The following is a 25,062-nucleotide window of genomic DNA, read 5'->3' as shown; positions in this document are numbered from 1 at the left end:
TCTTTCTAATTTTTCAAACGAAGATAATCAGCGATAAATACAACGTTAATTAATTGAAGCATGGCTATATTTCAGTCGCTCACCCAATAACAATAAAGTGTCTTCATCACCATAATTGTCAAATAAACGAATAAATGATGATAAAGCAGGATTAAACATCATATCGTCAGTAATTTTCTCATAATAAGTATAATCTTTTGTTTTAAATGAAAAAGCCAACGTAACTTTATCATCGTTATAACCTTTATTTAGAATTAAACCATCATTACTTATCATTAAATCATTGAGATATTTATAACCACTTTCATAGAAAGTTTTTAAATTTCCATCAGATTGCCGCCTAACAACAGAATAAAGATCACGAGAAGCGTGTTGAGCAATAAGATAGATATCACCTTTGTCATTTTGAGCAACTTCCTTAACTCGTAAAGGAAGCCAGCGTGTTTTTGTCACTTCTTTATTCACTAAATTGAGCGTCATTTCTAGCGTATTGGTTGTGTAATGATGGTTATAAAAAATAATGAGAGAATCACCGGATAGAGCGTAATGAAATTGTGTAAACTCACCAAAATCTTCAGCGTAATATTGCTTCACCAGATCTTCTGTATTAATAGAATATTCCCAACTTTCACCTTCATCTAAACTTGTCAGTATCGTTTTATTATCTGCTAATACTAATTGCGATGTTGTTTGTGAAAAGAGTAATTTTCCACCTATCAGCGCTAAAGGAAAACGATAATAACCATCGTTAATCTCTTGCCAAGGGATTAAATCTGCGACTGTAAACGTTGCTAAATTTATAGTTTGTCGCCCTTGCTCTGTAAATAAAACACATTTATCAACAACACAATACGCGTTATAAAAGCTACCTTGACCTTGAGACACAAAGCGTATGCCTTCTTTATCAGAAAAGTACAGTGTATATTTTCTCTGGTTATCTTGGCGGTGAAGTCTGCCATAAATATCTACATCATATCGCCCACTATCAGATTCCGTTTTAATTAACATTCCGCTAGAAGCATAAAAAGTATTACGCCAATCATAGTGAGAATAAGGGTATGAAGATAATTCAGAAGAGTTTTCATTTTTCCATTGCCACTTAGAGGCGAATCCATGAAAAAGTACGCCATAAAAAAGCAATAAGCTTAAAATAAATAAACTTGTGATAATAATAAAAGGCTTACGGAAAAAAGGATTCATTGGCGCAGCTCCGTAATATAAAGCGGTTGTTTGCTTTCAACACATTGCTGCTGAAGTAAAAAATAGGTTTGATAACTGCTATGACCTTTTTCTGATAACAAAATATAAAGATTTGAAAACAAGGCAGTTAAAAAGGCTATGCCACTCATGATTAAGCCATAGATAATTCCCATTCCTAAAAAGCTATCACCAATAGAATACCAATCCCATTTATCCCAATAATTGCCATTATCATAAACATCAGAAATAGAGAAACTTGCAACCATTGAGAAAATAAAAATACTGACTAATGCGACTATTAACAGTGATAAACGATATGTACGCTGGTGACCAATATACATTTGCCCTGATATTGAATAAGCGCCATTATCGGTATGATTATAAACGCCTAAGACAACAGGCCCAGATTTATTATCTTCTGCTTGCCAAAAGAACAATTCAACGTCATCACCATCAGCCAGAAATAAATTATGATCAGAATAAAATAAGCGTTCTTTATAATTTAATATAAAAGGGTGCTTATCAATCTGACAAGATATTTGCATTACCACACTCTCAGCATTGCGGGAATGTATTTTAATTCTATCAACATGATGAAGTTTTATTTTTCCTCGAACTCGTTGTACTTTGCTTTGCTTGAGGTGAATAATTGGATTTTTACGAATAATACACGTTGGCAGTGGCCTTGTTTTTATTTCAGGAATAATCAGTTGTTCGCCATCAGGCGCAATGATACCTTGCTTGGCGATCACTTTATCCAATGCTTTTATTATTTTTTTATGCTTAGGTCTAACACGCTGAAAATAACGATAGGCTTTTTCTCCGAGATAACTTACTCCAGCCATTACAGCACCAAATGAAATAACCATGGAAACAACGATAAAGAAATTAACATCATCAAGATAGAACAGTGAAAAGTAGCTCCACCCACTCCCAATAACAGTTAAAACAAATGCAAGCAATAACCATTTTTGTTGTTTTATTGTTAGCGTGAAGGCTCTTTCTGGCTCAAGCCTTCCTTTGGTCTCATGATAAACCCACTTCACCCAAAAACCACCATCGTTCAATAAACAAGCACAAATTTTAAGTTCATCACCTGGCTTTAAACGTTTCAGAAAATCTTGAGAATGAGTGAAATCATCTTCATTAAGATAAAAAACTTTATCTGATGCCATTAATCTCACCATTCCTTTTGGTGAAGTTTTATTTTGGTCAAAATGGCAACTCTCTAATTTGACGCTTAAAAAATAATCTTTCATCTCTTCCTTTATCATGTTTATCAGGCAAACACTGTTCAATGTTACGCCCTTTTTTATCTTTTTGAGTTCAAAATACTGGATAAACAAAAGCCGGTTAGTAAACTCACTAACCGGCTTTGATAATAACAATATGTCATTTAAAGCAATAAATAGAAAACGAAAGTGGCTTATGCTTTAAAAAGTGCTTCAATGCATAACCCCTGACTTTGTAGAATGTCTTTTAGACGACGCAATCCTTCCACTTGGATTTGGCGAACTCGTTCTCTTGTCAGACCAATCTCTCTACCGACATCTTCTAAAGTTTCTGCTTCGTAGCCTAACAACCCAAAACGACGTGCTAAAACCTCACGTTGCTTAGGATTCAATTCAAATAACCACTTTATGATATTTTCCTTGAGGTTATTATTTTGAATTGTTGCCTCAGGCCCTTCTTCATTTTCGTCAGAGATAATATCAAGTAAGGCTTTATCTGAATCCCCCCCGATTGGGGTATCAACAGAGGTAATACGTTCATTTAAACGCAACATCTTACTGACATCTTCAACTGGTTTATCAAGCGTTTGTGCAATTTCTTCAACACTCGGCTCATGGTCGAGTTTGTGTGCTAATTCTCTTGCAGTTCTTAAATAAACATTCAGCTCTTTAACGATATGAATGGGGAGGCGAATGGTACGAGTCTGGTTCATAATGGCACGTTCGATGGTTTGACGTATCCACCATGTCGCATAAGTTGAAAAACGAAAACCTTTTTCAGGATCGAATTTTTCAACTGCACGAATAAGTCCTAAATTCCCTTCTTCAATTAAATCAAGCAGGGCAAGGCCTCGGTTTGTATAACGACGAGATATCTTAACAACTAAACGTAGATTACTTTCTATCATTCGTTGTCTTGAAGGAATATCACCACGCAACGCTCTACGGGCAAAAAAAACTTCTTCCTCAGCGGTCAGCAACGGAGAATAACCAATTTCTCCTAAATAAAGCTGAGTTGCATCGAGCGCACGCTGATTAACGCCTTCAATAAGTTCAATTTCGTCTTGAGCATCAGACTCATTTTCTGCCTCTTTTGCAGCAACCTCATCGAACTCGTCCATGTTCTCTTCAATTTCATCTGTATATAACTCGTCTACTCTTAGCGTACTTTGGCTCATCAGCTGCTCCTACCCTTGATAATTTAGGTAAACGACCCACATTGAGGTCTGTTTACCAGTTTATCGCTGTGTCACGACACAACGGGTTTACTGATTTTCCCTTGTAACGAATTACAAAATAAAAGATAACATAATCTATTTTACTGTTAATTTATTCTTTCTTTATTCAATATATCAATTAACTATTGAGTGCAGGTTATTAACAGTTTTTTTATTATATTTTACGTATATTTATCTATGCGTAAAATTACTCTAATCAATAAGCTATTTGTGACTATTTACATCTAAAAAAAACAAATAAAAACTCATAATAATAAAATAATACCTACTAATTTATATTACTAACTATTATTAAAAAGATAATCTAATAAAGAAAATACCCTTTCAAACAAGCGGTTATTTTATAGTTCATCTTTGAATAGTAACGAATCTTTATTCATTTATCGTATGACAATTTTTAGCATACGCATTCATTGCTTGAGAATCAACTGTCTAATTTAACGTTATCTATAATTTTATATAGAACTCTCACTTTCAATCCTCTTAATTAAGCAATTTTACTTAGTTAAAATTGATTTCATTTCAATATATTAATTAATAATAGATAAAAAAAAGCCCTCTTCTTTATGTCAAGAAGAAGGCTTAACTTTAGGATTATTCACTATCCGTGTAAAAGTTGCTTACCTATTTCTTTGGTAGATAACTCATTGGATTAAGTGATTTCTCTTTATAACGAATTTCAAAGTGTAATCGGACAGAACTTGCTCCTGAGCTACCCATTGTGGCAATTTGTTGTCCTGCATTCACACTTTGCTGTTCACGCACCAAAATAGTGTCATTATGGGCATACGCGCTAAGATATTCATCGTTATGTTTAATGATAACGAGGTTACCATAACCACGTAATGCACTCCCTGCATAAACAACTTTGCCTGCTGCCGTTGCAACGATAGGGGAACCTTTAGTGCCACCAATATCGATACCTTTATTACCGCCAGGCGCACTTGAGTAACTTTCGATGATTTTACCTTGAGCAGGCCAAATCCATTTACCCGAAACTGCGGTAGGCGCAGGTGTTGCCGTTGTTGTGTTCGTATTTGTTGCTGGCGGTGGTGTCGTGGTCTTCGGCGGTGTTGTCGTTGCTGGTTTAGTGATCAATGGCCCCATTGCCGTGTTGTTAGTTGGCTTGGTTTGCGCAGTTTGAACACCTGCACTACTAGGCTGATTGATAACAGAGGTGTTTACGTTGGTATTCGTTCCCGTATTGACTTGACGGTTACCAATATTTAGCACTTGCCCCACATTTAAACTATAAGGCTCAGGAATATTATTCATTGATGCTAGTTCTTTTACATCGCTATCTGTTATCCATGCAATATAGAACATAGTATCACCGCGTTTTACGGTGTAGGTATTACCGCTGTAATTTCCTTTAGGAATGCTTTCATAATTACGGTTATACACAATACGCCCAGTACCATCAGTACCTACGTTTTGAGCCGCTACTGATGTTTGTGGACGAGGCTGGCTTTGAGGCTGATTTACACCGCCATTAGATGAAGCAGTATTCACCTTAATTGAAGGAGGAGGTGACGATTGTAAAGGTGTCGTTCTTTCAATCGGCATCGCATTACTATTACTGTTAGTCACCACAGGCGCAGTTGATACCGTATTATTTGAAGAACTATCATTTACAGAGGTAATAGGTGCAGGGCGGTAAGGCGTATCTGCACAACCTGTCAATGCAAATCCGATTACCGAACACATGATTGCCCAGCGGACACGCTTAATTGGGCTTTCTGAATTCATACTTCCTTCTCCCTTTTAAAAGGCATTAGCAACTAGCAATTTGTCGAGTTAAACAAAAAGACTGCAATTTTTTGAAAATGTTTCATTTATTAATGCAGATTACGACAAGCTATTAAAAAGCAGTAATAAAAAACGGTCAGATTTATCTGGAAGTTAGGCTAACTCACCAGCAATTAAAGGTACAAATCTAACAGCTTCTATAGATTGATAGTGAAAATCATTACCTAAACGCCGGATAAACTTAAGTATTTGTTGTTGCTCGCCAACAGGTATGATCATCCTGCCACCATCTGCCAATTGCATCAATAGCTGTTGTGGCACTTCTGTTGCGCATGCGGTCACAATGATGGCATTAAAAGGAGCTTTTGATGACCATCCTTCCCATCCATCCCCATGACGTGTCGAGATATTATGTAAATCAAGGTGCTTAAAACGTCGTTTAGCTTGCCATTGCAATATCTTTATACGTTCAACTGAACTGACATGATGAACTAAATTTGCTAATACTGCAGTTTGATAACCTGATCCAGTACCAATTTCTAATACAGAATCTGTCTCTTGTAATTCCAGTAAAGCTGTCATTTTAGCAACAATATAAGGCTGTGAAATAGTCTGCCCATTACCAATAGGTAAAGCTGTATTTTCATAAGCCTTATGGGAAAGCGCTTCATCAATAAAGAGCTCTCTGGGTACTTTACTTATCGCTTCCAGTAGGCGCTCATCCTTGATGCCATACTGTTTTAACATTGTCAGTAAGTCTATCATTGACCGACTTAACATGTTTTTTTGACCTCTGCTTTATTTAACCAATTTTGTAGTAAATCAAGTGCTTTGTATGCTGTTAAATCAACATGTAAAGGCGTGATGGATACATAACTTTCATCAACAGCAGCAAAATCTGTATCTGGCCCAGCATCGTTTATCTCACCCGGAAGCCCAATCCAGTAAAGATTATTCCCTCTAGGATCAGTATGTGTATAGACATGTTGTGAAGCATGACGACTACCACAACGTGTAATACGAAAACCTTTTATCTCTTCAAGTGGAATATCCGGCACATTTATATTGAGAATATTGCCCGCTCTTAAAGGGACTTGTTGTAACATTGCCAGTACTTCACAAGTCACTTGAGCCGCTGTCTCAAAATGTGTTTCACCCGCTAAAGAGACTGCGATCGCAGGTAAGCCTAAAAAACGTCCTTCTGTTGCAGCTGCAACAGTGCCTGAGTAGATAACATCATCCCCTAAATTAGGGCCATGATTAATACCAGAAACGACAATATCAGGGCGAGGCCGCACTATATGGTTTACACCAAGATAAACACAATCCGTTGGTGTTCCCTCAATAATGGCGATATCGCCATTTTCCAGCACTTGCTTACGCAATGGTTTATCAATAGTTAAAGAATTAGATGCCGCACTACGATTACGATCAGGTGCAACAATTTGCACATCATAACGCTGGCGTAATGCTTTAGCGAGAGTCTGTATCCCTTTCGCCATCACACCATCGTCATTACTCACCAATATTTTCAGCATCATCATTCCCTAATAAAATTAATTCACGAACAACGCTAGTTGCAAAGCTTCCTGCGGGTAAAAAGAAGGACAAAGAAACCGTTGTGTCATCAATCCAATTCCATGACATCTCTTCGGGTAATACATTAATAGCACGTCTTGTGTTATCAACTCGCTCTTGCCGAGCCAGTGACCATAAGGTCTCATATTCTGCTAAATTTTTAGCTTCAAAATCTAATGCTTGTGATTGTGTACCTAAATCACCTTTACCTGGCAGAGGCGCGGTAATATGAATATCGTGCTCTTCATAACGTGTTTGTGTTTGAGTAAGTTCAGCCTCATCAACAACAAACCAACTTCCTCGACCATGAAGTTGCATTGCATCACCAAGCATTACGGTTGAATACAAGTCACACTCTAATCTTTTGCTGACAAGATGATTAAACATAGCACTACGTGCAGCTGAGAGATAAAAGCTGCGTTTGCTGCGCTCTTTTACACGAATTTCGTCTGTCGCCCAACGCAAAGCTTGTCGTAAATTTTCACCATTACGACCAAATCGCTGTACACCAAAGTAATTGGGAATACCTTGAGCTTTAATAAGGGCTAACCGAGTATCAACAAAATCACGGTCAGAAATGTCTCGTAACACCAATGTAAAGTGATTACCTTTTAGTGTTCCTATGCGTAATTTACGTTGTTGTCGAGTCGTTTCTAAAATTTCGCAACCATCAAGAACCAGTTGACTAAAATCGGGCATCTCCTTACCCGGCATACGCAAACAAAACCATTGCTCAGTAACGGCATTTCGGTCTTTTAATCCAGCATAACTTGCATCACGAGGATGAATACCCACAAATTTCGCTAATTTTTCAGCAACAAAAGCCGTGTTACAACCCGTTTTTCTGATTTTTACCATGACATGCTCGCCTTCACCATCAAGAGTGAAACCAAGATCTTCACAGACAATAAAATCTTCTGGGACAGACTTTAATAAGCCTGTTGCTTGCGGTTTTCCATGTAACCAATGGAATTCTGGTAATTCACTCATTCAGGTAATGACTCTTTCATTAATAAAACAACAGCTTCACAGGCAATGCCTTCTTTTCTACCCACAAATCCAAGTTTTTCCGTTGTGGTCGCTTTCACATTAATATCATCGACATGGCAATGAAGATCTTCTGCGATATTGACGCGCATTTGTGGCGTATGAGGTAGCATTTTGGGAGCTTGAGCTATAATAGTGACATCTAGATTACCAATACGATAACCTTTTGCGCTTACTCGGGAAAAGGCTTCACGAAGCAAAACGCGACTATCTGCACCTTTGTATGCAGGGTCCGTATCAGGAAACAATGTACCTATATCGCCCATCGCAACAGCCCCTAAAATCGCATCTGTCACTGCATGTAATACAACATCACCATCAGAATGGGCTAATAGGCCTTGTTCATAAGGAACTCTAACACCGCCAATAATAATAGGGCCTTCACCGCCAAATTTATGTACGTCGTAACCGTGTCCAATTCTCATTTTATTATGCGTTCCTTATACTGGTGATCTGGCGTGAGAGGAAAAACTCTGCAAGCGCCAAATCTTCTGGCTGAGTCACTTTGATATTATCTGCTCGCCCTTTTACTAACAAAGGTTCATATCCTGCAAATTCCATTGCGGATGCTTCGTCAGTAATCGTTGCTTTTTGCGAGAGTGCTTTTTCTATACTTTGCTTTAATAACGAAGCAGGAAAGAACTGTGGTGTTAAGGCATGCCATAACGTCGTTCTTTCTACTGTTTGTTCAATATGGTTATCTTGTTGATAACTACGTTTCATCGTATCACGTACTGGCGTTGCAAGAATGCCACCACAAAATTGAGGATCTGAGAAATTTTCATCGATCAATTTGATAAGGTGATCGAGATCGCCAAAATGCAAACAAGGTCTTGCTGCATCGTGAACGAGTGCCCATGTATTTTCAGAAAAATGCTGAGTCACATACTGTAAACCAGAGAGTACTGAATCAGCACGTTCGCCACCACCATTAACGGTAATGATCCTCTCATCTCTAGCTAAAGACAGCGCGTGAAAATAGCGATCATCAGGGCTAATTGCCACGATAATTTGCGTTATACGTGGGTGTTTTAATAAGGCATTAATGGTATGTTCAAGAATCGTCAATCCGCCAATCTTCAAATATTGTTTCGGACAGATTGATTGCATTCGACTTCCGATACCTGCGGCCGGAATAACAGCAACAATAGGAAGAGTAGAGTTTGTTATATTCATTATGGTATTTGTATCAGGACACACTATTAATTCAATAAATTAACGACGTGGTTGAGACTTATCATTCACAATACGGAAAAATGTCTCATTAGGCTTAATCATCCCTAATTCACTACGAGCACGTTCTTCTAATGCTTCTTGCCCGCCATTGAGGTCATCAATCTCTGCAAATAGACGATCATTACGCTCTTTTAACTGCGTATTTTGCGCCAATGCAGACTCAACTTCTTGACTTACTTTGTTGTAATCATGGATACCATTTTTACCTAACCACAATGAATATTGTAGCCAGCCAAGTAAAATCAGAAGTAAGACTGTTAATTTCCCCATTACCACCCCCAAGATTAATGGGCTAATCATCCCACAACTCAACCACAGACGCCACAAAAGTGCTGGAATATATTACATTATTATTTGTATTCAGCTCACTATAAACGTGGGGCACTTTTGTAATATTCAGATTAAGGCTTAATTTTTTCTTATTAAGATGACGTACGATAGGTTCAATTGATAAATGGAATAGTATAGAGCCCAAGGCATTAATGCCCCCCTAATAAACTAAGGTTGATCAATAGGGTTAAGCGAATAGCACAACCCCACTTCCACATAAACACCCCATAAAAGGGGGGTATGTGTATAGGTTATAAAATATGACGTTAAAATTAACGGTAGATTTGATTTTTCTGTAAATAAGTGAGGATTTGCTGGATTAGTTCACTGATGGAAAGGGTACCGTCTAAATGTATTTCAGGATCGATAGGATGTTCATAAGGCGAATCTATACCTGAAAACTGCTTTATTTCACCACGTCTTGCTTTTTGATAAAGCCCTTTAGGATCACGTGCTTCACAAATATGCAGTGGGGTATCAACAAAGATCTCAATAAATCGACCGTGATCAAAACTGTCCCTAACTTGTTGCCTATCTTCTCGATATGGTGAGATAAATGCAGTTAAAACAATAAGCCCCGCATCGACCATCAATTTAGCCACTTCACCCACACGACGAATATTTTCATGTCTATCTTTTTCACTAAACCCAAGATCACGGCATAAACCATGACGTAAATTATCACCATCTAATAAATAGGTGTGAATCGGAGAATGTGAATGTTGATACAGTGCTTGTTCTAATGTATCAGCAAGTGTGGACTTACCTGAGCCTGATAATCCCGTGAACCAAAGCACACATCCTTTATGTGCTTGTTGTGATTCACGCTCATTTAACCCAATTTTATGTGGATGCCAGACAATATCTTCGTTTATCACCTCTATTTTCCTCCAAGGAGATCTCTCGCTCCCCAATGAGGAAAATGACGACGGATAAGTTGGTTTAGCTCAACCTCAAAAGCATCATATTGCGTAGTTGTTTGTACAGGAGCATCTTGTGTTTCACGAATAAGCCCAGCCCCCACAGTGACATTGCTTAATCTATCAATAAATATAAGTCCGCCTGTATCAGCATTCATCTGATAATTATCAAGTACTAAAGGCTCTTCAAATGAAACATCTACACAGCCTATCGCATTTAACCCTAAGCTTTCTGTGACTTGTTGAGTCAGCTTATTCACATTCACCTGATAGTGAATATTCTCTATTTTTGCACGACTCTTTTTACCTGCAATTTTGATATCAAGTATATGCCCTTGCACTAAAGGCTGTTCTGACATCCATACCACATCTATCAGCGCATGTGTGCTAATCTTGGCGGTTGTGTCATTCTCGTCAACAATGATATCACCGCGACTAATATCAATTTCATGAGCTAAAACAAGCGTGATAGCTTGCCCCGCTTTGGCTTGTATTAAATCTCCATCAAAAGTGACAATACGTTTAATCGTTGTCTGTTTTCCTGAAGGTAATACTTTGATTTGTTGCCCTTGATAAAGCACGCCTGAAGACACCGTACCGCTGTATCCTCTAAAGTCTAAATCTGGGCGATTTACATATTGCACAGGAAAACGCAGTGATTGCGTGTCTGAACCTAATTTAACCGGCGCATCTTCCAATAGCGAAAGTAACGTTTTTCCTTGATACCAAGGCATATTCAATGACGGTGAAACCACATTGTCACCATCAAGGGCGGAGATAGGCACAAATTCAATGGTTAGATCTGTTGGGAGTTGATCGGCAAAATGAAGATAATCTTGTTGGATCGAATCAAAGGTTGCTTGCTGATAATCCACCAGATCCATTTTATTAATTGCCACGATTAAATGACGGATCCCAAGAAGTGTGCTGATAAAACTATGTCGTCGTGTTTGTTCTTGTACCCCTTTTCGAGCATCGATCAGCAGAATAGAAAGTGAACTTGTTGATGCACCTGTCGCCATATTGCGGGTATATTGTGCGTGCCCGGGTGTATCCGCAATAATAAATTTACGTTTTACTGTCGAAAAGTAGCGATAAGCAACATCAATAGTGATCCCTTGCTCTCTTTCCGCCGCTAATCCATCCACCAGTAAAGCCAGATCGAGTTTTTCACCTTGAGTGCCAATCTTTTTACTTTCTGTTTGTAATGTAGAAAGCTGATCTTCATAGATCTGTCTTGTATCATGTAACAAACGTCCTATTAATGTACTTTTGCCATCATCAACATCACCACAGGTTAAAAATCGTAATAATCCTTTATTTTGTTGTATTTTAAGGTAGCTTTCTACACCGCCAAATTGGGTAATTTCATCGGCAATAAGTTGATTGGTTTTCACAGCTAAAAGTCCCATATATCCTCCGATTAAAAATAGCCTTGACGTTTTTTTAGTTCCATTGAGGCAGATTGATCACTATCAATTAAACGACCTTGCCGTTCGCTGCTGGTGGAAATCAGCATCTCTTCGATAATCTCAGGCAGTGTTTCTGCTTGAGAAGGAATGGCTCCTGTTAATGGCCAGCATCCTAGGGTTCTAAATCGAACATTCTGCTGTGTAATCACTTCGCCTGATTTAAGGTCAATTCTGTCATCATCAACCATAATTAAGGTGCCATCACGTTCAATTACTGGCCTATTTTTTGCAAAATAAAGTGGAACAATATCGATATTTTCTAAATAGATATATTGCCAAATATCAAGCTCAGTCCAGTTAGAGAGTGGGAATACACGAATGCTTTCGCCTTTATTAATTTGCCCGTTATAGTTTTTCCCTAATTCAGGACGTTGGTTTTTTGGATCCCAACGATGAGATCGGTCTCTAAACGAGTAAATACGCTCTTTTGCTCGTGATTTTTCTTCATCACGCCGAGCGCCACCAAAAGCGGCATCAAAACCATATTTATCTAAAGCTTGCTTTAACCCTTCTGTTTTCATGATATCGGTATGCTTTGCACTACCATGAATAAAAGGATTAATCCCTAATTCCACACCTTGTGGGTTGCGATAAACCTTAAGATCAAAATCATATTCTTTGGCGGTTTTATCTCTAAATTCATACATTTCTCGAAACTTCCACCCTGTATCAACATGCAACAAAGGAAATGGTAACTTAGCGGGATAAAACGCTTTACGTGCTAAATGCAACATCACCGAAGAATCTTTGCCTATTGAATAAAGCATGACGGGATTTGCAAATTCAGCGACAACTTCACGTAGGATATAAATGCTTTCTGCTTCTAATTGCTGAAGATGCGTTAACTGTGTTTCATTCATAACAACCTCGTTTTAGGCAAAATGAACCAAAGGTGAATGGTGTGAAGGCAAAGATTGATAAGCGTGTCTGTCACCAAACCACGCAAGTTGGTGGTGCAATGCGGCCACTTCTCCCACAATCAATAAAGCCGGAGTCGGTGCTTTTTCAGCCAATTGCGCTAATTGTGTTAGATTACCCGTAAACACTTGCTGATCATGGCGAGTTCCACAACTGATCACCGCAATAGGCGTTAATGGAGAGCGTCCCAGTTTGATTAAACGCTGACTAATAAGCTCTGCTTTTGCTGTTCCCATATAAATAGCAAGTGTATGATTTGCTTGTGCTAATGATGCCCAATCAGGCTCAATGCCATCTTCTTTACAATGCCCCGTCATAAAGGTGACACTTTGTGCATATTGTCGATGGGTTAATGGAATACCTGCGTAAGCGCTTGCACCACTTGCTGCCGTGATCCCCGGTACAACTTGAAACGTGATCCCATGAGTTATAGCGACTTCAATTTCTTCACCACCACGCCCAAAAATAAAGGGATCGCCACCTTTTAATCGGACAACACGTTTACCAAGTTGTGTATATTTCACAATCAGTGCATTGGTTTCTTCTTGAGAAACACTGTGATGCCCTGCTCTTTTGCCCACACAAATTGTGTCTGCATCACGACGAACCAGCGCTAAAACGTCAGCACTCACTAGACTGTCATAAAGGACAACTTCAGCTTGTTGAATAATTTGTAAACCACGCAAGGTTAATAACCCTGCATCACCTGGGCCCGCCCCAACTAATGCAAGTTCACCTTGTTGGTTCTCTTTTTGTTTTAGTTGTTGCTCAAGTTGAGCCTCTGCTTGAACCAATTGATCACTCGCTACTAAAGTGGCAAATTTACCACTGAAAGCATGCTCCCAAAAACGGCAACGTGCTTGAAAAGTCTCTAAATGTTGTTTTACTTTATGACGCCATTTTCCTGCTATTGTCGCCATTGTGCCTAATGAACTTGGCAATAAAGCCTCTAACTTCTCACGTATCATACGAACTAAAACAGGTGCTTTTCCGGCAGAGGAAATCGCAATCAAAATAGGGTTTCTATCGATAATGGCTGGAAAAATAAATGAGCATTGAGGTTGAGAATCCACCACATTGACAAAAATATGTCGTGCTTGTGCATCAAGATAAACGTCTTGATTAAGTACACTGTCATCGGTTGCTACAATGACGAGCATCATTCCTAATAGATGTTCAGATTGATATTTTGCTGATACCCATTCAATTTTATCTTGCTGATAAGCAAGATGTAATTCATCACACAACTGAGGTGCTATCACTCTTAAACGCGCACCAGCTTTTAACAACAGTAAAGCTTTACGCGCAGCAACATGACCACCACCCACCAATAACACTGGGCGTTCTTTTAATTCCACAAATAAGGGTAGGTAATCCATACGCGTATCTCACCTTCGTTGTTCACGTTATGAGTAACGACTATAAAAGGAGCTTTAGGACTTATGAAATGACAAAAAGCTATGTGATGGAACAGAAAGGAATAAGAAAAAACAAAACTATTTCAATGAGTTATTTTTTTTAAAACGACAAACAGGGCAATAGATAAGCTCTATTCCCCTAATTATTTTATTGATAAATAATGGCGTTATTCGTGTAACCCACACTCACGTTTTAAGCCAAAAAAACGAGTTTCTTCTTCACTCATACCGTCTTCCCATTTTCGGGTCGTATGAGTATCCCCCACAGAGAGATAACCTTGCTCCCATAGTGGATGATAAGGTAAGTTATTCTCTTTAAGATATTGATAAATTTTCTTATTATCCCAATCCACTATGGGTAAAAACTTAAAGATCCCTTTTGCAATTGAAAGCACTGGTAACTGTTCACGGCTTTTAGCTTGCTGTCGGCGTAGGCCTGCAAACCATGTTTGAGCCTGTAAGGTTTTTAATGCCCTTTCCATCGGTTCAACTTTATTGATGTGGTTATAACGCTCAATACCGTCAATGCCTTCTAACCAAAGTTTGCCGTAGCGCGCTTCTTGCCAAGATGAAGATATTTCAGCTCGATAGACCTTCAAGTTAAGTTGTAACTGCTGAGTCAACGTATCAATAAATTGGTAGGTTTCAGGAAACAGGTAACCTGTATCAGTCAAAATCACAGGAATATCAGGATATTGCCGAGTGATTAAATGCAGACATACCGCAGCTTGAATACCAAAACTAGAGCTTAATACATAGGCTTTAGGCAAATGTTCTAAAGCCCAAATAACCCGTTCAATGGCGCTTAATTGCTCTAGCTGTTGATTAATCTCACTCAAAGCCTGTGTCTGCTCTTCAACTGGTAACTGTTTTAGCCAAGCAAGCTGAAATAAACTCATACCGCCTCCTGCACTTCATAAAAATCAATCGCTGAATTCAGTACAGGTTTAACAACATCAGTGCGGATAAGAAAATCACCGAAACCTTCATTGTTATGACGAGAAATCGCCCATTCACCAATCAGTGGATCCAGTATTGCAATGATTTCTTGCGAGGTAATATTTTCACGATACATTCTAGGAATACGTGTCCCAATACGATTACCCCCTAAATGCAAGTTGTAGCGATCAGGTGCTTTACCCACCAGCCCAACTTCCGCCAACATCGCGCGACCACAGCCATTAGGACAGCCTGTGACTCGTACAACAATATGCTCTTCACTCACACCATGTTTTGTCATCAAACTATCAAGGGTATCGGTGAATGAAGGCAAAAAGCGCTCAGCTTCCGCCATTGCTAATGGACAAGTTGGGAAAGAAACGCACGCCATCGCATGTTCACGCAGTGGTGTCACTGTGTCATCAATTAATCCATATCGACGAGCAATCGCTTCAATATTGGCTTTTTCACTCTCTAATACACCGGCCACAATTAAATTTTGATTAGCAGTCAGTCGGAAATCACCTTGATGAATTTTGGCTATTTCCGCCACGCCTGTTTTTAATGGAGTATCTGGCGTATCAATCAATCGCCCACTTTCAATAAATAAAGTTAGGTGCCATTTATTATCAACACCTTTTAACCAACCGATTTGGTCACCTCGATGGGTAAATTCATAAGGTCGAATAGCCTCAAAAGTCACTCCTGAACGGCGTTCAACCTCTTGTTTAAATGTCTCTATGCCAACACGTTCCAGTGTATATTTTGTTTTTGCATTTTTACGTTCAGTACGATTTCCCCAATCACGCTGAGTCGTCACAATGGCTTCTGCAATTGCCAATGTATTCTCAATAGGGATATAACCAAACTCACTAGCTAAGCGAGGAAAGGTATTCTTATCACCATGAGTCATCGCAAGACCGCCCCCCACCAGCACATTAAACCCGACAAGACGCCCATTCTCCGCAATTGCAATAAAATTCATGTCATTTGCATGAAGATCGACATCATTATGAGGAGGGATTACGACTGTCGTTTTAAATTTCCGCGGTAAATAGGTTTCGCCTAAGATGGGCTCTTCGTCTGTTGTGGCTATTTTTTCTTTATCTAACCAAATTTCGGCATAAGCATGGGTGCGAGGTAACAGATGTTCTGATATTTTTTTCGCCCACTCATACGCTTCTTGGTGTAATGAAGATTGCACTGGGTTTGACGTACATAACACGTTACGGTTAACATCGTTCGCTGTCGCTAAAGCATCCAGACCTGTTGCCACCAGCATTTGATGTGCGGGTTTTACATTGCCTTTTAAAATGCCGTGAAATTGAAATGTTTGACGATTGGTAATACGAATACTGCCATAAAGCGTATTTTCAGTCGCAAACTTATCAATGCTAAGCCACTGTTTAGGCGAAATAATGCCTCCGGGTAAGCGGCAACGTAACATCATTGCATGACGAGGTTCTAGCATTTGCTCAGCACGTTCAGCGCGAATATCTCTGTCATCTTGTTGATACATGCCATGAAAGCGAATTAACAAAAAGTTATCCCCTTCAAAGCCACCCGTTAAACCATTGTGTAAGTCTTCTGTAATAGTGCCGCGTAAAAAATGACTCTCTTTTTTCATGCGTTCACTATCAGCCAGTTTCCCTTCAACCACTAAGGGCGCTTGAGTGTATGATTTCATTTAATAGACATCCCTCTGATAACGCCGTTCTAGGCGTAGCTCACTTAAATATTCATCTGCTTCTTCATTATTTTTATTGCCATACTTCATCACAATATCTAACAAGATCTGCTCAACATCTTTTGCCATATGTGATGCATCACCACAGACATAAAGATAAGCACCTTGCTGTAACCATTGCCAAATCTCACTACCGCGTTCACGTAATTTATCTTGTACATAAATTTTATGGGCTTGGTCTCGTGACCATGCTAAGTCGATATGCGTTAACAACCCACTTTTGACATAGCGTTGCCATTCCACTTGATAGAGAAAATCTTCTACAAAATGAGGGTTACCGAAAAATAGCCAGTTTTTACCTGTTGCACCGTCATTTTCACGTTGTTGCATAAAACTTCTAAATGGTGCGATACCTGTTCCAGGGCCAATCATAATCACAGGAGCATCGTTATCATTCGGTAAACGAAAGTGTTCATTTCTTTCAATAAAAACATTGACGGTATCACCTTCTTTCAAGCTATCCGCTAAAAAGCCAGAAGCACCTCCAGTATAAGCACGCGAATTTACGTCATAACGAACAACGCCCAACGTAAGGTGTACTTCGTCTTCCACTTCTTGCTGTGATGACGCAATAGAATAAAGGCGTGGTGTTAATGGACGTAAAATATCCACAAAATCTTGTGCTGTAGGTTGTGCACAATATTGGCGTATCATTTCATTGATAGGATGTTTATCCGCATATTGCTGAAGTTTGGTTTTATCAGCCACCAATGACAATAGATCTTCATGACGCGTCAATTGGGCATAAGCTTTTACGATGGGTGTGCTATTTTGAGTGAGTTCACAACGATGCAATAACGCTTCTTTTAAAGTGAAGGTTTGGGATTTTAACGTGACAGGTTCATCCCCGTTTAACCACAATAACGCAATGAGTTCATCGACTTTTTCAGGTGAGTTATTAAACCAAACACCCAATGCATCTCCCGGTTGATATTGTAAATCAGAACCTTCAAGGCTGATTTCAATATGACGAATATCTCTATCCGACTTTCTACCCGTAATTTTTTGATTAGTCAGTAATGTGGCAGTAAAAGGCGCATCTCGATGATAAATAGAGGCTTCAATCGTATCCGTCGTACCTGACTGTGTTTGTTGTAATACTTGCGTACTTTGTGCTGGTACTCTTGCTTTTAAAATTTCTGTAAGCTGTTTTATCCATTCATCCGCAACAGTTTGATATTCAACATCGGCATCAACTCTTGGCAATAAACGTGTTGCGCCCAGTTGTGCAATTCGCTCATCAACGTCTTTACCTGCCTTGCAGAAATGCTCATAAGAAGTATCACCTAAACTCAATACGGTATAGGCCGTTTCTTTCATTTCAGCCGCTTTTTTAGAGTTCAGGTATTTATAAAAAGCGATGGCTTCTTCAGGAGGATCACCTTCACCTTGCGTTGATACAATAATGATCAAGGTTGTTGTTTTATGGATCTGCTTAAACTTATATTCACCTGCTGAATATAGTTCGACATTTAATTTGTGAGCAACTAGGTTATCCCGTAACTGTTCAGCAAGGCGACGCGCATTGCCCGTTTGTGAAGCAGAGATCAATGTAATCGTTTCCTGCTCTGATACCTGTGTTGAGGTAACTGTTGTCGATGCAGGTACAGCTGAAGGATTAAGCTGTCCCCACAAATAGCCAGATAACCACGCCATTTGCGCTGTTGAGAGATCTTTTGTTACGTCCTGTAATTTACTCAATTGCTCCGGTGTTAATGGAAGTATTGATAATAATGGAGGTCGATTGCTCATTTATCCTGCCTTAAAAAGCGAAGCACTTATCTGTGCTTTATTGTTCTTTGATATTATTTCTAATATTGAGAGGGTATCCCACGATTAGAAGGTGAATTAAAGACCTGTTGGCTCTATCTAATAACCTTAAATGCTAAATTTATTTATCGGTTTCCTTTACCAATATAATCAATAAGCAAAAAGGAACATAATAAGCCATTAAGATTAAGGGAGATTAGGCGTGATACGCTAAATCGGCTACACTGGTAGACTTCGTACTATTTGTGTCTTTTTTTTACTAATTAAGTCAAGAGAGTTTTGATGACAACCACCATCTTTAAAGATTTTCAGTTTGAAGCTGCCCACCATTTGCCACATGTTCCTGAAGGCCACAAATGTGGACGTCTTCATGGGCACTCTTTTCTTGTTAGATTAGAGCTAACAGGAAAAGTTGATGCACATTCAGGTTGGCTTATTGATTTTGCTGATGTGAAAGCTGCATTTAAACCCACTCTTGAGCGTCTAGATCACTACTATCTTAATGATATTGAAGGTCTTGAAAATCCGACCAGCGAAGTGCTTGCAAAATGGATTTGGCAGCAAGTAAAGCCAACACTGCCTTTATTATCAGCAATAATGGTGAAAGAGACGTGCACAGCAGGCTGTATTTATCGCGGTGAGTAAATCGGTTTTAGCATTAACCCGTTATCACCTAAAAGAAAATCAGCCTGTTATTGGCTGATTTTTTATATTAAAAACACGATCACGCAATATTTAAATACTTATGCGTTTGCATCGAGAAACGCCAATTACGTTCAATACAGGTTTTAATACATAATGCCGTTGCACTCTCTTTACAACTAATGGGTTGTAAGGCAACAACAGGTGCAGGGTGTTTTTTACGTAATGTCAGTAAGGCATCTAACGCTTCAATATCTTTTTCACGCCCAACAGGATGTTTTATCTCATTAGCGCGATTGATTGCGCGGGGTAACACCGTAAATCCCCCTTTCATGCCTACTTTTGGGGAAAGCGTCACCCATGTATTCTCACTACATAAAATATCGTGAGTACCACTCGTTTCTATTTGGCAGGCAAAACCTGCTTGCTCAAGCCCTTCTGTTAAAGGACGTAAATCATATAAGCAAGGCTCACCTCCCGTGATAACCACGTGTTTTGCACTATAACCTTGCTGCTGGAAAAGTGATAAAATCTGAGCGACGCTGGCTTCTCCCCAAGCATCACTTTCTTGCGTTTTAATCGGGATATCACCAAGAGGAACTTTTTTTTCGTCTTCTTTTTCCCAAGTATGTTTGGTATCACACCAACTACAACCCACAGGACAACCCTGTAATCGAACAAAAAGCGCAGGAACGCCAGTAAAAACACCTTCGCCCTGTAAGGTTTGAAACACTTCATTAATGGGGTATTGCATAAGAAACTCTGATATCCAATGAATGCTGATGATTATTACAGATAACTATCTCACCGTAAGAGGCTTTATGATAAGGTACATGGTTTGTTTTGAATAGCTAACGTGCGCGAAGACACTGAAAAAGAGGATAGATTTCCTCCGTTGGACAGAGATGGGAATACTTTAGATGCAAAAAGAGAATCAACTTTCACGAGGATTATCAGGCCGGCACATTCGTTTCATGGCGCTAGGCTCTGCAATCGGTACAGGTTTATTTTATGGCTCAGCAGCTGCCATTGAGAAAGCGGGCCCTGCTGTATTATTGGCTTATCTTATTGGTGGTGCTGCCGTATTTATGGTTATGCGTGCATTAGGGGAAATGGCTGTTCATCACCCTGTTGCAGGCTCTTTTTCACAATATGCAAGCCATTATATGGGACCTTTAGCTGGCTTCTTAACAGGCTGGAACTACGTTTTTGAAATGCTAATTGTTTGTCTGGCAGACGTTACGGCATTTGGCTTTTATATGAAACTTTGGTTCCCAGAGGTTGAGCAGTGGATATGGGTATTAGGGATAGTCTGCTTTATTGGCGCCTTGAACCTTTGCCATGTGAAGATATTTGGTGAAATGGAGTTTTGGCTTTCTATTATTAAAGTCACTGCCATTATCGCAATGATCATTGGTGGTATTGTCATTATGATGTATGGCTTTGGCCAACAAACTGAACACCCTATTGGTATCTCTAACTTATGGGAGTTTGGTGGCTTTATGCCAAATGGTATTGAAGGGGTTATCGCCTCGCTCGCCATTGTCATGTTTGCTTTTGGGGGTATTGAAGTCATTGGTATCACAGCCAGTGAAGCTAAAGATCCTGAAAAAACCATTCCAAAAGCTATCAATGCCGTACCGTTTCGTATCTTATTATTCTATGTGCTGACAATTTTTATTCTAATGTGCATCTTCCCTTGGCAGCAAATCGGTCATAATGGTAGCCCATTTGTGCAAATTTTCTCAAATTTAGGGATAAATTCAGCCGCTAATATCTTGAATCTTGTCGTTATCACCGCCGCAATTTCTGCAATTAATAGTGATATTTTTGGCGCTGGACGCATGATGTACGGTATGGCACAAGAAGGACAAGCACCGAAATCCTTTATGAAGCTTACCCGCAATGGGGTGCCTTGGATGACCGTGTTAGTGATGTCTGTCGTATTATTACTTGGTGTAGTGCTTAACTACCTTATTCCAGAACAAATCTTCATTTTAATTGCTTCTATTGCGACATTTGCAACGGTTTGGGTTTGGTTAATGATTTTACTTTCTCAAGTCGCTATGCGTCGTAAGATGAGCCCAGAGGAAGTAAAAACACTCAAATTTCCAGTACCAATGTGGCCTGTTGCTCCTGCACTGACTATCGTCTTTATGGCGTTTGTTATCGCAATTTTAGGCTATTTTGAATCAACCAGAATGGCATTAGTTGTCGGTATGGTGTGGGTAGCGATTTTAACTATTGGCTACTATGTGGGTATCAAACCAAGAGCGGCTCAAAAATAACGAGCACTTCATAATTACTTATCACTACAAATAATAAGTAATAATAAATAAGGGCTATGGCGAAATCCATAGCCCTTTATTTTTTGAATAACATTGATTAAACAGATATCTAACAGATAAAAAAGCACAATATATTTTTCAATATATTAAACATTGATTACCTTATCTCACTAAATCTAATAAAAAATAATTAACTTTCTATTTTTTTATTATTTTCACCGATAATTTGAACTGTTCTTAAAACGATTGAAATTCCTTTCAATGTATCAGGATTTTTTAATAATGAGAATGTTGAACCTAAAGTGTATTTTTTATCTTGATAAATAGATTCTTTTTTTGCCATATTATAAGCAGCACTTAATTCCCATACCGGGATCAATGTTTCTTCAAATGCCACTGAAAGCTTTTCAACCGTAGCATTATCCATAATATCAATTGAATCTGATATTAGAGATAACAAATCAACAATATTATCAAATCGTTTTAATGCTAATAATGGTCTTGCTTTCTCTAATAAGTGCTGAAGATGCTGTTTATCTTCATCGGATAACAATTGAATATCTGTTGGACTTAAATTATTTTCGCTCATTCTATAATAGTCCTCTAACGGTTGCCCAATATAAACCTCGGTTATAACTATTACGCAGCAGTCCACCCAATTTTGTTGGCGGTGTCGGTATTACGTCATGTTTATAATCATATTGTAATGGCATGCCTGCCGATAATCCCATTTGTGCAACTGCTTGCACTCGTCCATCATAAATCGCAGCAGGATAACCGTAGCGAAGCTCACCACAAATATTATTGGCAATCACACCCGCTTGGTTATGACAGCTACCACCGGCTTTACTGATCGGTAAATCAACGGTGTCACCAATAACATAAACTTGATTCAGTCCATAAACTTGCAATGTTTCCGGATCAGTGGGTAGCCAACCTTCACCATTTTTATGCTCACTTAATCCCGTATTACGAATAGCTTCAACTGCAGTAATAGGAGGTGTACTCATCAAAATATCAAAAGGTTCTGCTTCACCCTCTTTTGAATAAGCTATTTTCTTATCAGGATCAACATGGCTTAATGTAAATCCACGTTTAGCCTTAATATCTCGCTCAGAGAATACCGCTGGAAGAACTTCACAGACCTCTTGTTGCATAAACAAACAATTTCTTAAAAGTTGAGAGACTGTAGGATAGGTATAAACAATTTCGATATTATTTCTTACTCGACGTTGGCGCAATAATTCATCAAGCATCAAAGTTGTTTCCATCGGAGCAATACCACATTGATGAGGCACATTTGGCGTTTCAGGGAAACTCACTGTAATAAAGACACGCCCTTTTTCAATTGTCGCAAGTTTATCAGCAAGTGCTCTTGCTGCTTCATATTGATAAAAATGACTTCCTGCTTCTTTTAAACCTTCAATTCGATGAGGGCTAGGAACACAGCCAGTTGCTAAAACTAAAAAATCATAATTATATTTTCTTTTGGACTCGCAATAGATAACTTTATTATTAAAGTCAAAACGCTCAGCTTTATCGATAACAAATTCAATTTCAGGTCTTAATAAACTTCTTTCTGATCGCATTAACTCTTCTTTTAAAAAAAGATTAAATGCAATATACATAAATGCAGGCTTGTAATAATGATGAGGATTATCTGAAATAAGTGTTATTTTGATTTTATTTGAAAAAATTTCGTCATTTAACTTTTTAGCCAGGATATTAGCAAGAATAGTTCCGCCGGTACCACCGCCAATAATAACTATATTTTTTGTTGGCATTTTATTTCCTATATCTAGTGATATTAGATAGACAAAAAAAGTATAGTAAAAGGCATTAATATAACAAATAGATTAAATAGATAGATAAGCTATATTTAAAATAATTATTCTAATTGATAATTGGTATAATCATATCGAATTTAAATATTTAAATTTAATATTAACCATTGTTATCGTCACTTACTAATAAAATGTCGCAACTAAAGGATGATGATCTGATGCATCTGTAATTAAAACTTCTGCATTATTGAGTGATAAACCGCGATAAAAAATATAATCAAGTGGCTTACCAAATGCTTTAGTACGCCAATCATTATCAAAAATAACCTCTTTGAGTCTCAATCTTCTCGCAAAGCGCTTTAATACATTCACTCTAGGACGACTCCATGCATTAAAATCACCAGCAAGAATAACGGGACCTTTATGATGAATAATATGAACAGATAAATTACTTAATTGACGCTGATAAACATCAACACCGAAACTAAAGTTAATCGCATGCACATTAATAACCATAAGATGATCACCCATGATCAGCGGATATACCGTAATTAATGCTGATTTTGATAAACGTAAAAATGGCTCTTTTTCTCTTAAAGGGCAACAATAAATAGGATGAGAACTTGATAATGTCATCACTCCTGCAGGATGTTGCTGAAAAGCCAAAGCTGGAACTTGGTCTGCAATTAAGTGGTGATTTCCAGAGAAACGGACTAACTCAGGGGTTGTTTGTGCTTCTTGTAGTAGAAGTAAGTGCGTATCTGTTGAGAGAATCTCCAACATGTTACGCCAATTTGGCCGTTGCTGTTTATAGATATTCCAAACCGCAATTTTTAACGTGCCATCAGTGTAAAGAGGCATCCCGATAGGCAACATATCTACTCTTTCGCTTAAAGGCGGGCTTGGTTCAATCCTTTCTACAGGTTGACCTGCCACAAAACGTACTGAATAAGTCGGTTTTTTCGCCATTGCAACCTCAGATAGCCAGCAAGGTTTCTTGCTTTAGCTTTAGTATACCAAAGCCTAGCATTGCCCTCATCTTTTAAAAGGATATCATCGTCAACAAAAGTGATTATTTTTATAGAGATAATCACTTTTACTTAGATTTAAATTATCAATTCATCGCTATCATAAAATTTAAGCAAAAAAAAACCTAAGTCGTTAGACTTAGGTTTCTTAATGTTGGCGGAACGGACGGGACTCGAACCCGCGACCCCCTGCGTGACAGGCAGGTATTCTAACCAACTGAACTACCGCTCCGCGTATTCTTTTCGCTATCAATGTTTTACCAAACACTGATGCTTTAATTTAATGCCTGGCAGTTCCCTACTCTCACATGGGGAGACCCCACACTACCATCGGCGCTACAACGTTTCACTTCTGAGTTCGGCATGGGATCAGGTGGGTCCGCTGCGCTATGGCCGCCAAGCAAATTCTGTTTATTACCCGTTATCTCGTATTCCTACTCCATAACCAGTAATTTCAATCTTTAACAAGCTTACTTCATCTACTCTTTGTCTCTCAGACAAAACACCTTCGGTGTTGTCAGGTTAA

23 protein-coding genes, 1 tRNA gene and 1 rRNA gene are annotated in these 25,062 nt (G+C 38.7%); 2 read left to right on the top strand and 23 right to left on the bottom strand.

The genetic code is table 11. The annotated features are described in order from the left end of the window. Window positions 1–45 precede the first annotated feature (45 nt). The 17 genes from INT04_RS12070 to cysJ all read right to left on the bottom strand — a co-directional run bounded on the left by INT04_RS12070 (window position 46) and on the right by cysJ (window position 18,776). Window positions 46–1,200: a hypothetical protein gene (locus INT04_RS12070; RefSeq protein ID WP_193016379.1), complete on the bottom strand. Its 1,155-nt coding sequence runs from the start codon at window positions 1,198–1,200 to the stop codon at window positions 46–48. After that, window positions 1,197–2,375 (bottom strand): hypothetical protein, encoded by a 1,179-nt coding sequence (locus INT04_RS12065; protein WP_193016378.1) that lies wholly within the window; start codon window positions 2,373–2,375, stop codon window positions 1,197–1,199. The genes INT04_RS12070 and INT04_RS12065 overlap by 4 nt, the downstream gene beginning before the upstream one ends. A gap of 251 nt (window positions 2,376–2,626) precedes the next feature. Further along, window positions 2,627–3,610, bottom strand: coding sequence for an RNA polymerase sigma factor RpoS (gene rpoS / locus INT04_RS12060; RefSeq protein ID WP_193016377.1), 984 nt, complete (start codon window positions 3,608–3,610; stop codon window positions 2,627–2,629). 684 nt (window positions 3,611–4,294) lie between these two features. Continuing rightward, on the bottom strand, window positions 4,295–5,419 hold the full coding sequence (gene nlpD / locus INT04_RS12055) for a murein hydrolase activator NlpD (protein ID WP_193016376.1): 1,125 nt from the start codon (window positions 5,417–5,419) through the stop codon (window positions 4,295–4,297). Window positions 5,420–5,572: 153 nt separating this feature from the next. Further along, complete coding sequence (locus INT04_RS12050) at window positions 5,573–6,199, bottom strand: protein-L-isoaspartate(D-aspartate) O-methyltransferase (protein ID WP_193016375.1); 627 nt, start codon at window positions 6,197–6,199, stop codon at window positions 5,573–5,575. Further along, the gene (gene surE / locus INT04_RS12045) at window positions 6,193–6,957 is read right to left on the bottom strand and encodes a 5'/3'-nucleotidase SurE (protein ID WP_193016374.1); all 765 of its coding nucleotides are present in this window, start codon (window positions 6,955–6,957) and stop codon (window positions 6,193–6,195) included. Before surE ends, INT04_RS12050 begins: the two co-directional genes overlap by 7 nt. Beyond that, a complete protein-coding gene (gene truD, locus INT04_RS12040) occupies window positions 6,935–7,987 on the bottom strand; it encodes a tRNA pseudouridine(13) synthase TruD (protein ID WP_193016373.1) in 1,053 nt (350 codons plus the stop codon). Before truD ends, surE begins: the two co-directional genes overlap by 23 nt. Then, complete coding sequence (gene ispF / locus INT04_RS12035) at window positions 7,984–8,469, bottom strand: 2-C-methyl-D-erythritol 2,4-cyclodiphosphate synthase (RefSeq protein WP_193016372.1); 486 nt, start codon at window positions 8,467–8,469, stop codon at window positions 7,984–7,986. The genes truD and ispF overlap by 4 nt, the downstream gene beginning before the upstream one ends. Before the next feature lie 4 nt (window positions 8,470–8,473). Further along, window positions 8,474–9,220, bottom strand: a complete 747-nt coding sequence (gene ispD, locus INT04_RS12030; protein WP_193016371.1) for a 2-C-methyl-D-erythritol 4-phosphate cytidylyltransferase — start codon at window positions 9,218–9,220, stop codon at window positions 8,474–8,476. Window positions 9,221–9,259: 39 nt separating this feature from the next. Beyond that, on the bottom strand, window positions 9,260–9,550 hold the full coding sequence (gene ftsB, locus INT04_RS12025; RefSeq protein WP_072070183.1) for a cell division protein FtsB: 291 nt from the start codon (window positions 9,548–9,550) through the stop codon (window positions 9,260–9,262). Between the two features lie 332 nt (window positions 9,551–9,882). Beyond that, entirely contained in the window at window positions 9,883–10,494 is a 612-nt protein-coding gene (cysC, locus tag INT04_RS12020) for an adenylyl-sulfate kinase (protein WP_193016467.1), read from the bottom strand. Then, complete coding sequence (gene cysN / locus INT04_RS12015; protein WP_193016370.1) at window positions 10,491–11,942, bottom strand: sulfate adenylyltransferase subunit CysN; 1,452 nt, start codon at window positions 11,940–11,942, stop codon at window positions 10,491–10,493. Before cysN ends, cysC begins: the two co-directional genes overlap by 4 nt. An 11-nt stretch (window positions 11,943–11,953) precedes the next feature. After that, the gene (gene cysD, locus INT04_RS12010) at window positions 11,954–12,862 is read right to left on the bottom strand and encodes a sulfate adenylyltransferase subunit CysD (protein WP_193016369.1); all 909 of its coding nucleotides are present in this window, start codon (window positions 12,860–12,862) and stop codon (window positions 11,954–11,956) included. Between the two features lie 12 nt (window positions 12,863–12,874). Further along, window positions 12,875–14,299, bottom strand: coding sequence for a siroheme synthase CysG (cysG, locus tag INT04_RS12005; RefSeq protein WP_193016368.1), 1,425 nt, complete (start codon window positions 14,297–14,299; stop codon window positions 12,875–12,877). Between the two features lie 206 nt (window positions 14,300–14,505). Further along, complete coding sequence (locus INT04_RS12000) at window positions 14,506–15,237, bottom strand: phosphoadenylyl-sulfate reductase (RefSeq protein ID WP_193016367.1); 732 nt, start codon at window positions 15,235–15,237, stop codon at window positions 14,506–14,508. Beyond that, window positions 15,234–16,964, bottom strand: a complete 1,731-nt coding sequence (gene cysI, locus INT04_RS11995; protein WP_193016366.1) for an assimilatory sulfite reductase (NADPH) hemoprotein subunit — start codon at window positions 16,962–16,964, stop codon at window positions 15,234–15,236. Before cysI ends, INT04_RS12000 begins: the two co-directional genes overlap by 4 nt. Then, entirely contained in the window at window positions 16,965–18,776 is a 1,812-nt protein-coding gene (gene cysJ / locus INT04_RS11990; RefSeq protein WP_193016365.1) for an NADPH-dependent assimilatory sulfite reductase flavoprotein subunit, read from the bottom strand. It abuts the gene before it with no gap. 297 nt (window positions 18,777–19,073) lie between these two features. On the opposite strand from cysJ, the gene queD reads away from it, so the two are divergent. Continuing rightward, window positions 19,074–19,439, top strand: coding sequence for a 6-carboxytetrahydropterin synthase QueD (queD, locus tag INT04_RS11985; protein ID WP_193016364.1), 366 nt, complete (start codon window positions 19,074–19,076; stop codon window positions 19,437–19,439). A 79-nt stretch (window positions 19,440–19,518) separates the two neighbouring features. Here queD and queE read toward each other — a convergent pair whose 3' ends face one another. Continuing rightward, entirely contained in the window at window positions 19,519–20,190 is a 672-nt protein-coding gene (gene queE / locus INT04_RS11980; protein ID WP_193016363.1) for a 7-carboxy-7-deazaguanine synthase QueE, read from the bottom strand. A gap of 166 nt (window positions 20,191–20,356) precedes the next feature. Here queE and INT04_RS11975 point away from each other — a divergent pair, with 166 nt between their 5' ends. Further along, complete coding sequence (locus INT04_RS11975; protein WP_193016362.1) at window positions 20,357–21,724, top strand: amino acid permease; 1,368 nt, start codon at window positions 20,357–20,359, stop codon at window positions 21,722–21,724. A 190-nt stretch (window positions 21,725–21,914) separates the two neighbouring features. Here the strand turns inward: INT04_RS11975 and INT04_RS11970 are convergent, their stop codons facing one another. The 5 genes from INT04_RS11970 to rrf form a co-directional block, all read right to left on the bottom strand. Continuing rightward, window positions 21,915–22,313, bottom strand: a complete 399-nt coding sequence (locus INT04_RS11970) for a hypothetical protein (RefSeq protein ID WP_193016361.1) — start codon at window positions 22,311–22,313, stop codon at window positions 21,915–21,917. Between the two features lies 1 nt (window position 22,314). Continuing rightward, window positions 22,315–23,508: an NAD(P)/FAD-dependent oxidoreductase gene (locus tag INT04_RS11965; protein WP_193016360.1), complete on the bottom strand. Its 1,194-nt coding sequence runs from the start codon at window positions 23,506–23,508 to the stop codon at window positions 22,315–22,317. Between the two features lie 183 nt (window positions 23,509–23,691). Next, window positions 23,692–24,477 carry an endonuclease/exonuclease/phosphatase family protein gene (locus INT04_RS11960; RefSeq protein ID WP_193016359.1) on the bottom strand — a complete coding sequence of 262 codons (786 nt, stop codon included), beginning with the start codon at window positions 24,475–24,477 and terminating at the stop codon, window positions 23,692–23,694. A 214-nt stretch (window positions 24,478–24,691) separates the two neighbouring features. Further along, window positions 24,692–24,768 (bottom strand) — tRNA-Asp (locus tag INT04_RS11955). A gap of 53 nt (window positions 24,769–24,821) precedes the next feature. Beyond that, window positions 24,822–24,937: ribosomal RNA gene (gene rrf / locus INT04_RS11950) — 5S ribosomal RNA — on the bottom strand. Window positions 24,938–25,062: the final 125 nt, after the last annotated feature.

Origin of the sequence: Proteus sp. FME41, from assembly GCF_014897315.1 — a bacterium.
Classification (GTDB): domain Bacteria; phylum Pseudomonadota; class Gammaproteobacteria; order Enterobacterales; family Enterobacteriaceae; genus Proteus.
Note: the sequence above shows the minus strand (reverse complement) of the source record. Positions and strands in the feature narration are given on the sequence as shown.

What these genes read in the sequence shown, in the direction of transcription:
- INT04_RS12070 (WP_193016379.1), bottom strand. Translation starts at nt 1,200, where the DNA reads ATGAATCCTTTTTTCCGTAAGCCTTTTATTATTATCACAAGTTTATTT.
- INT04_RS12065 (WP_193016378.1), bottom strand. Translation starts at nt 2,375, where the DNA reads ATGGCATCAGATAAAGTTTTTTATCTTAATGAAGATGATTTCACTCAT.
- rpoS (WP_193016377.1), bottom strand. Translation starts at nt 3,610, where the DNA reads ATGAGCCAAAGTACGCTAAGAGTAGACGAGTTATATACAGATGAAATT.
- nlpD (WP_193016376.1), bottom strand. Translation starts at nt 5,419, where the DNA reads ATGAATTCAGAAAGCCCAATTAAGCGTGTCCGCTGGGCAATCATGTGT.
- INT04_RS12050 (WP_193016375.1), bottom strand. Translation starts at nt 6,199, where the DNA reads ATGTTAAGTCGGTCAATGATAGACTTACTGACAATGTTAAAACAGTAT.
- surE (WP_193016374.1), bottom strand. Translation starts at nt 6,957, where the DNA reads ATGCTGAAAATATTGGTGAGTAATGACGATGGTGTGATGGCGAAAGGG.
- truD (WP_193016373.1), bottom strand. Translation starts at nt 7,987, where the DNA reads ATGAGTGAATTACCAGAATTCCATTGGTTACATGGAAAACCGCAAGCA.
- ispF (WP_193016372.1), bottom strand. Translation starts at nt 8,469, where the DNA reads ATGAGAATTGGACACGGTTACGACGTACATAAATTTGGCGGTGAAGGC.
- ispD (WP_193016371.1), bottom strand. Translation starts at nt 9,220, where the DNA reads ATGAATATAACAAACTCTACTCTTCCTATTGTTGCTGTTATTCCGGCC.
- ftsB (WP_072070183.1), bottom strand. Translation starts at nt 9,550, where the DNA reads ATGGGGAAATTAACAGTCTTACTTCTGATTTTACTTGGCTGGCTACAA.
- cysN (WP_193016370.1), bottom strand. Translation starts at nt 11,942, where the DNA reads ATGGGACTTTTAGCTGTGAAAACCAATCAACTTATTGCCGATGAAATT.
- cysD (WP_193016369.1), bottom strand. Translation starts at nt 12,862, where the DNA reads ATGAATGAAACACAGTTAACGCATCTTCAGCAATTAGAAGCAGAAAGC.
- cysG (WP_193016368.1), bottom strand. Translation starts at nt 14,299, where the DNA reads ATGGATTACCTACCCTTATTTGTGGAATTAAAAGAACGCCCAGTGTTA.
- INT04_RS12000 (WP_193016367.1), bottom strand. Translation starts at nt 15,237, where the DNA reads ATGAGTTTATTTCAGCTTGCTTGGCTAAAACAGTTACCAGTTGAAGAG.
- cysI (WP_193016366.1), bottom strand. Translation starts at nt 16,964, where the DNA reads ATGAAATCATACACTCAAGCGCCCTTAGTGGTTGAAGGGAAACTGGCT.
- cysJ (WP_193016365.1), bottom strand. Translation starts at nt 18,776, where the DNA reads ATGAGCAATCGACCTCCATTATTATCAATACTTCCATTAACACCGGAG.
- queE (WP_193016363.1), bottom strand. Translation starts at nt 20,190, where the DNA reads ATGCAATACCCCATTAATGAAGTGTTTCAAACCTTACAGGGCGAAGGT.
- INT04_RS11975 (WP_193016362.1), top strand. Translation starts at nt 20,357, where the DNA reads ATGCAAAAAGAGAATCAACTTTCACGAGGATTATCAGGCCGGCACATT.
- INT04_RS11970 (WP_193016361.1), bottom strand. Translation starts at nt 22,313, where the DNA reads ATGAGCGAAAATAATTTAAGTCCAACAGATATTCAATTGTTATCCGAT.
- INT04_RS11965 (WP_193016360.1), bottom strand. Translation starts at nt 23,508, where the DNA reads ATGCCAACAAAAAATATAGTTATTATTGGCGGTGGTACCGGCGGAACT.
- INT04_RS11960 (WP_193016359.1), bottom strand. Translation starts at nt 24,477, where the DNA reads ATGGCGAAAAAACCGACTTATTCAGTACGTTTTGTGGCAGGTCAACCT.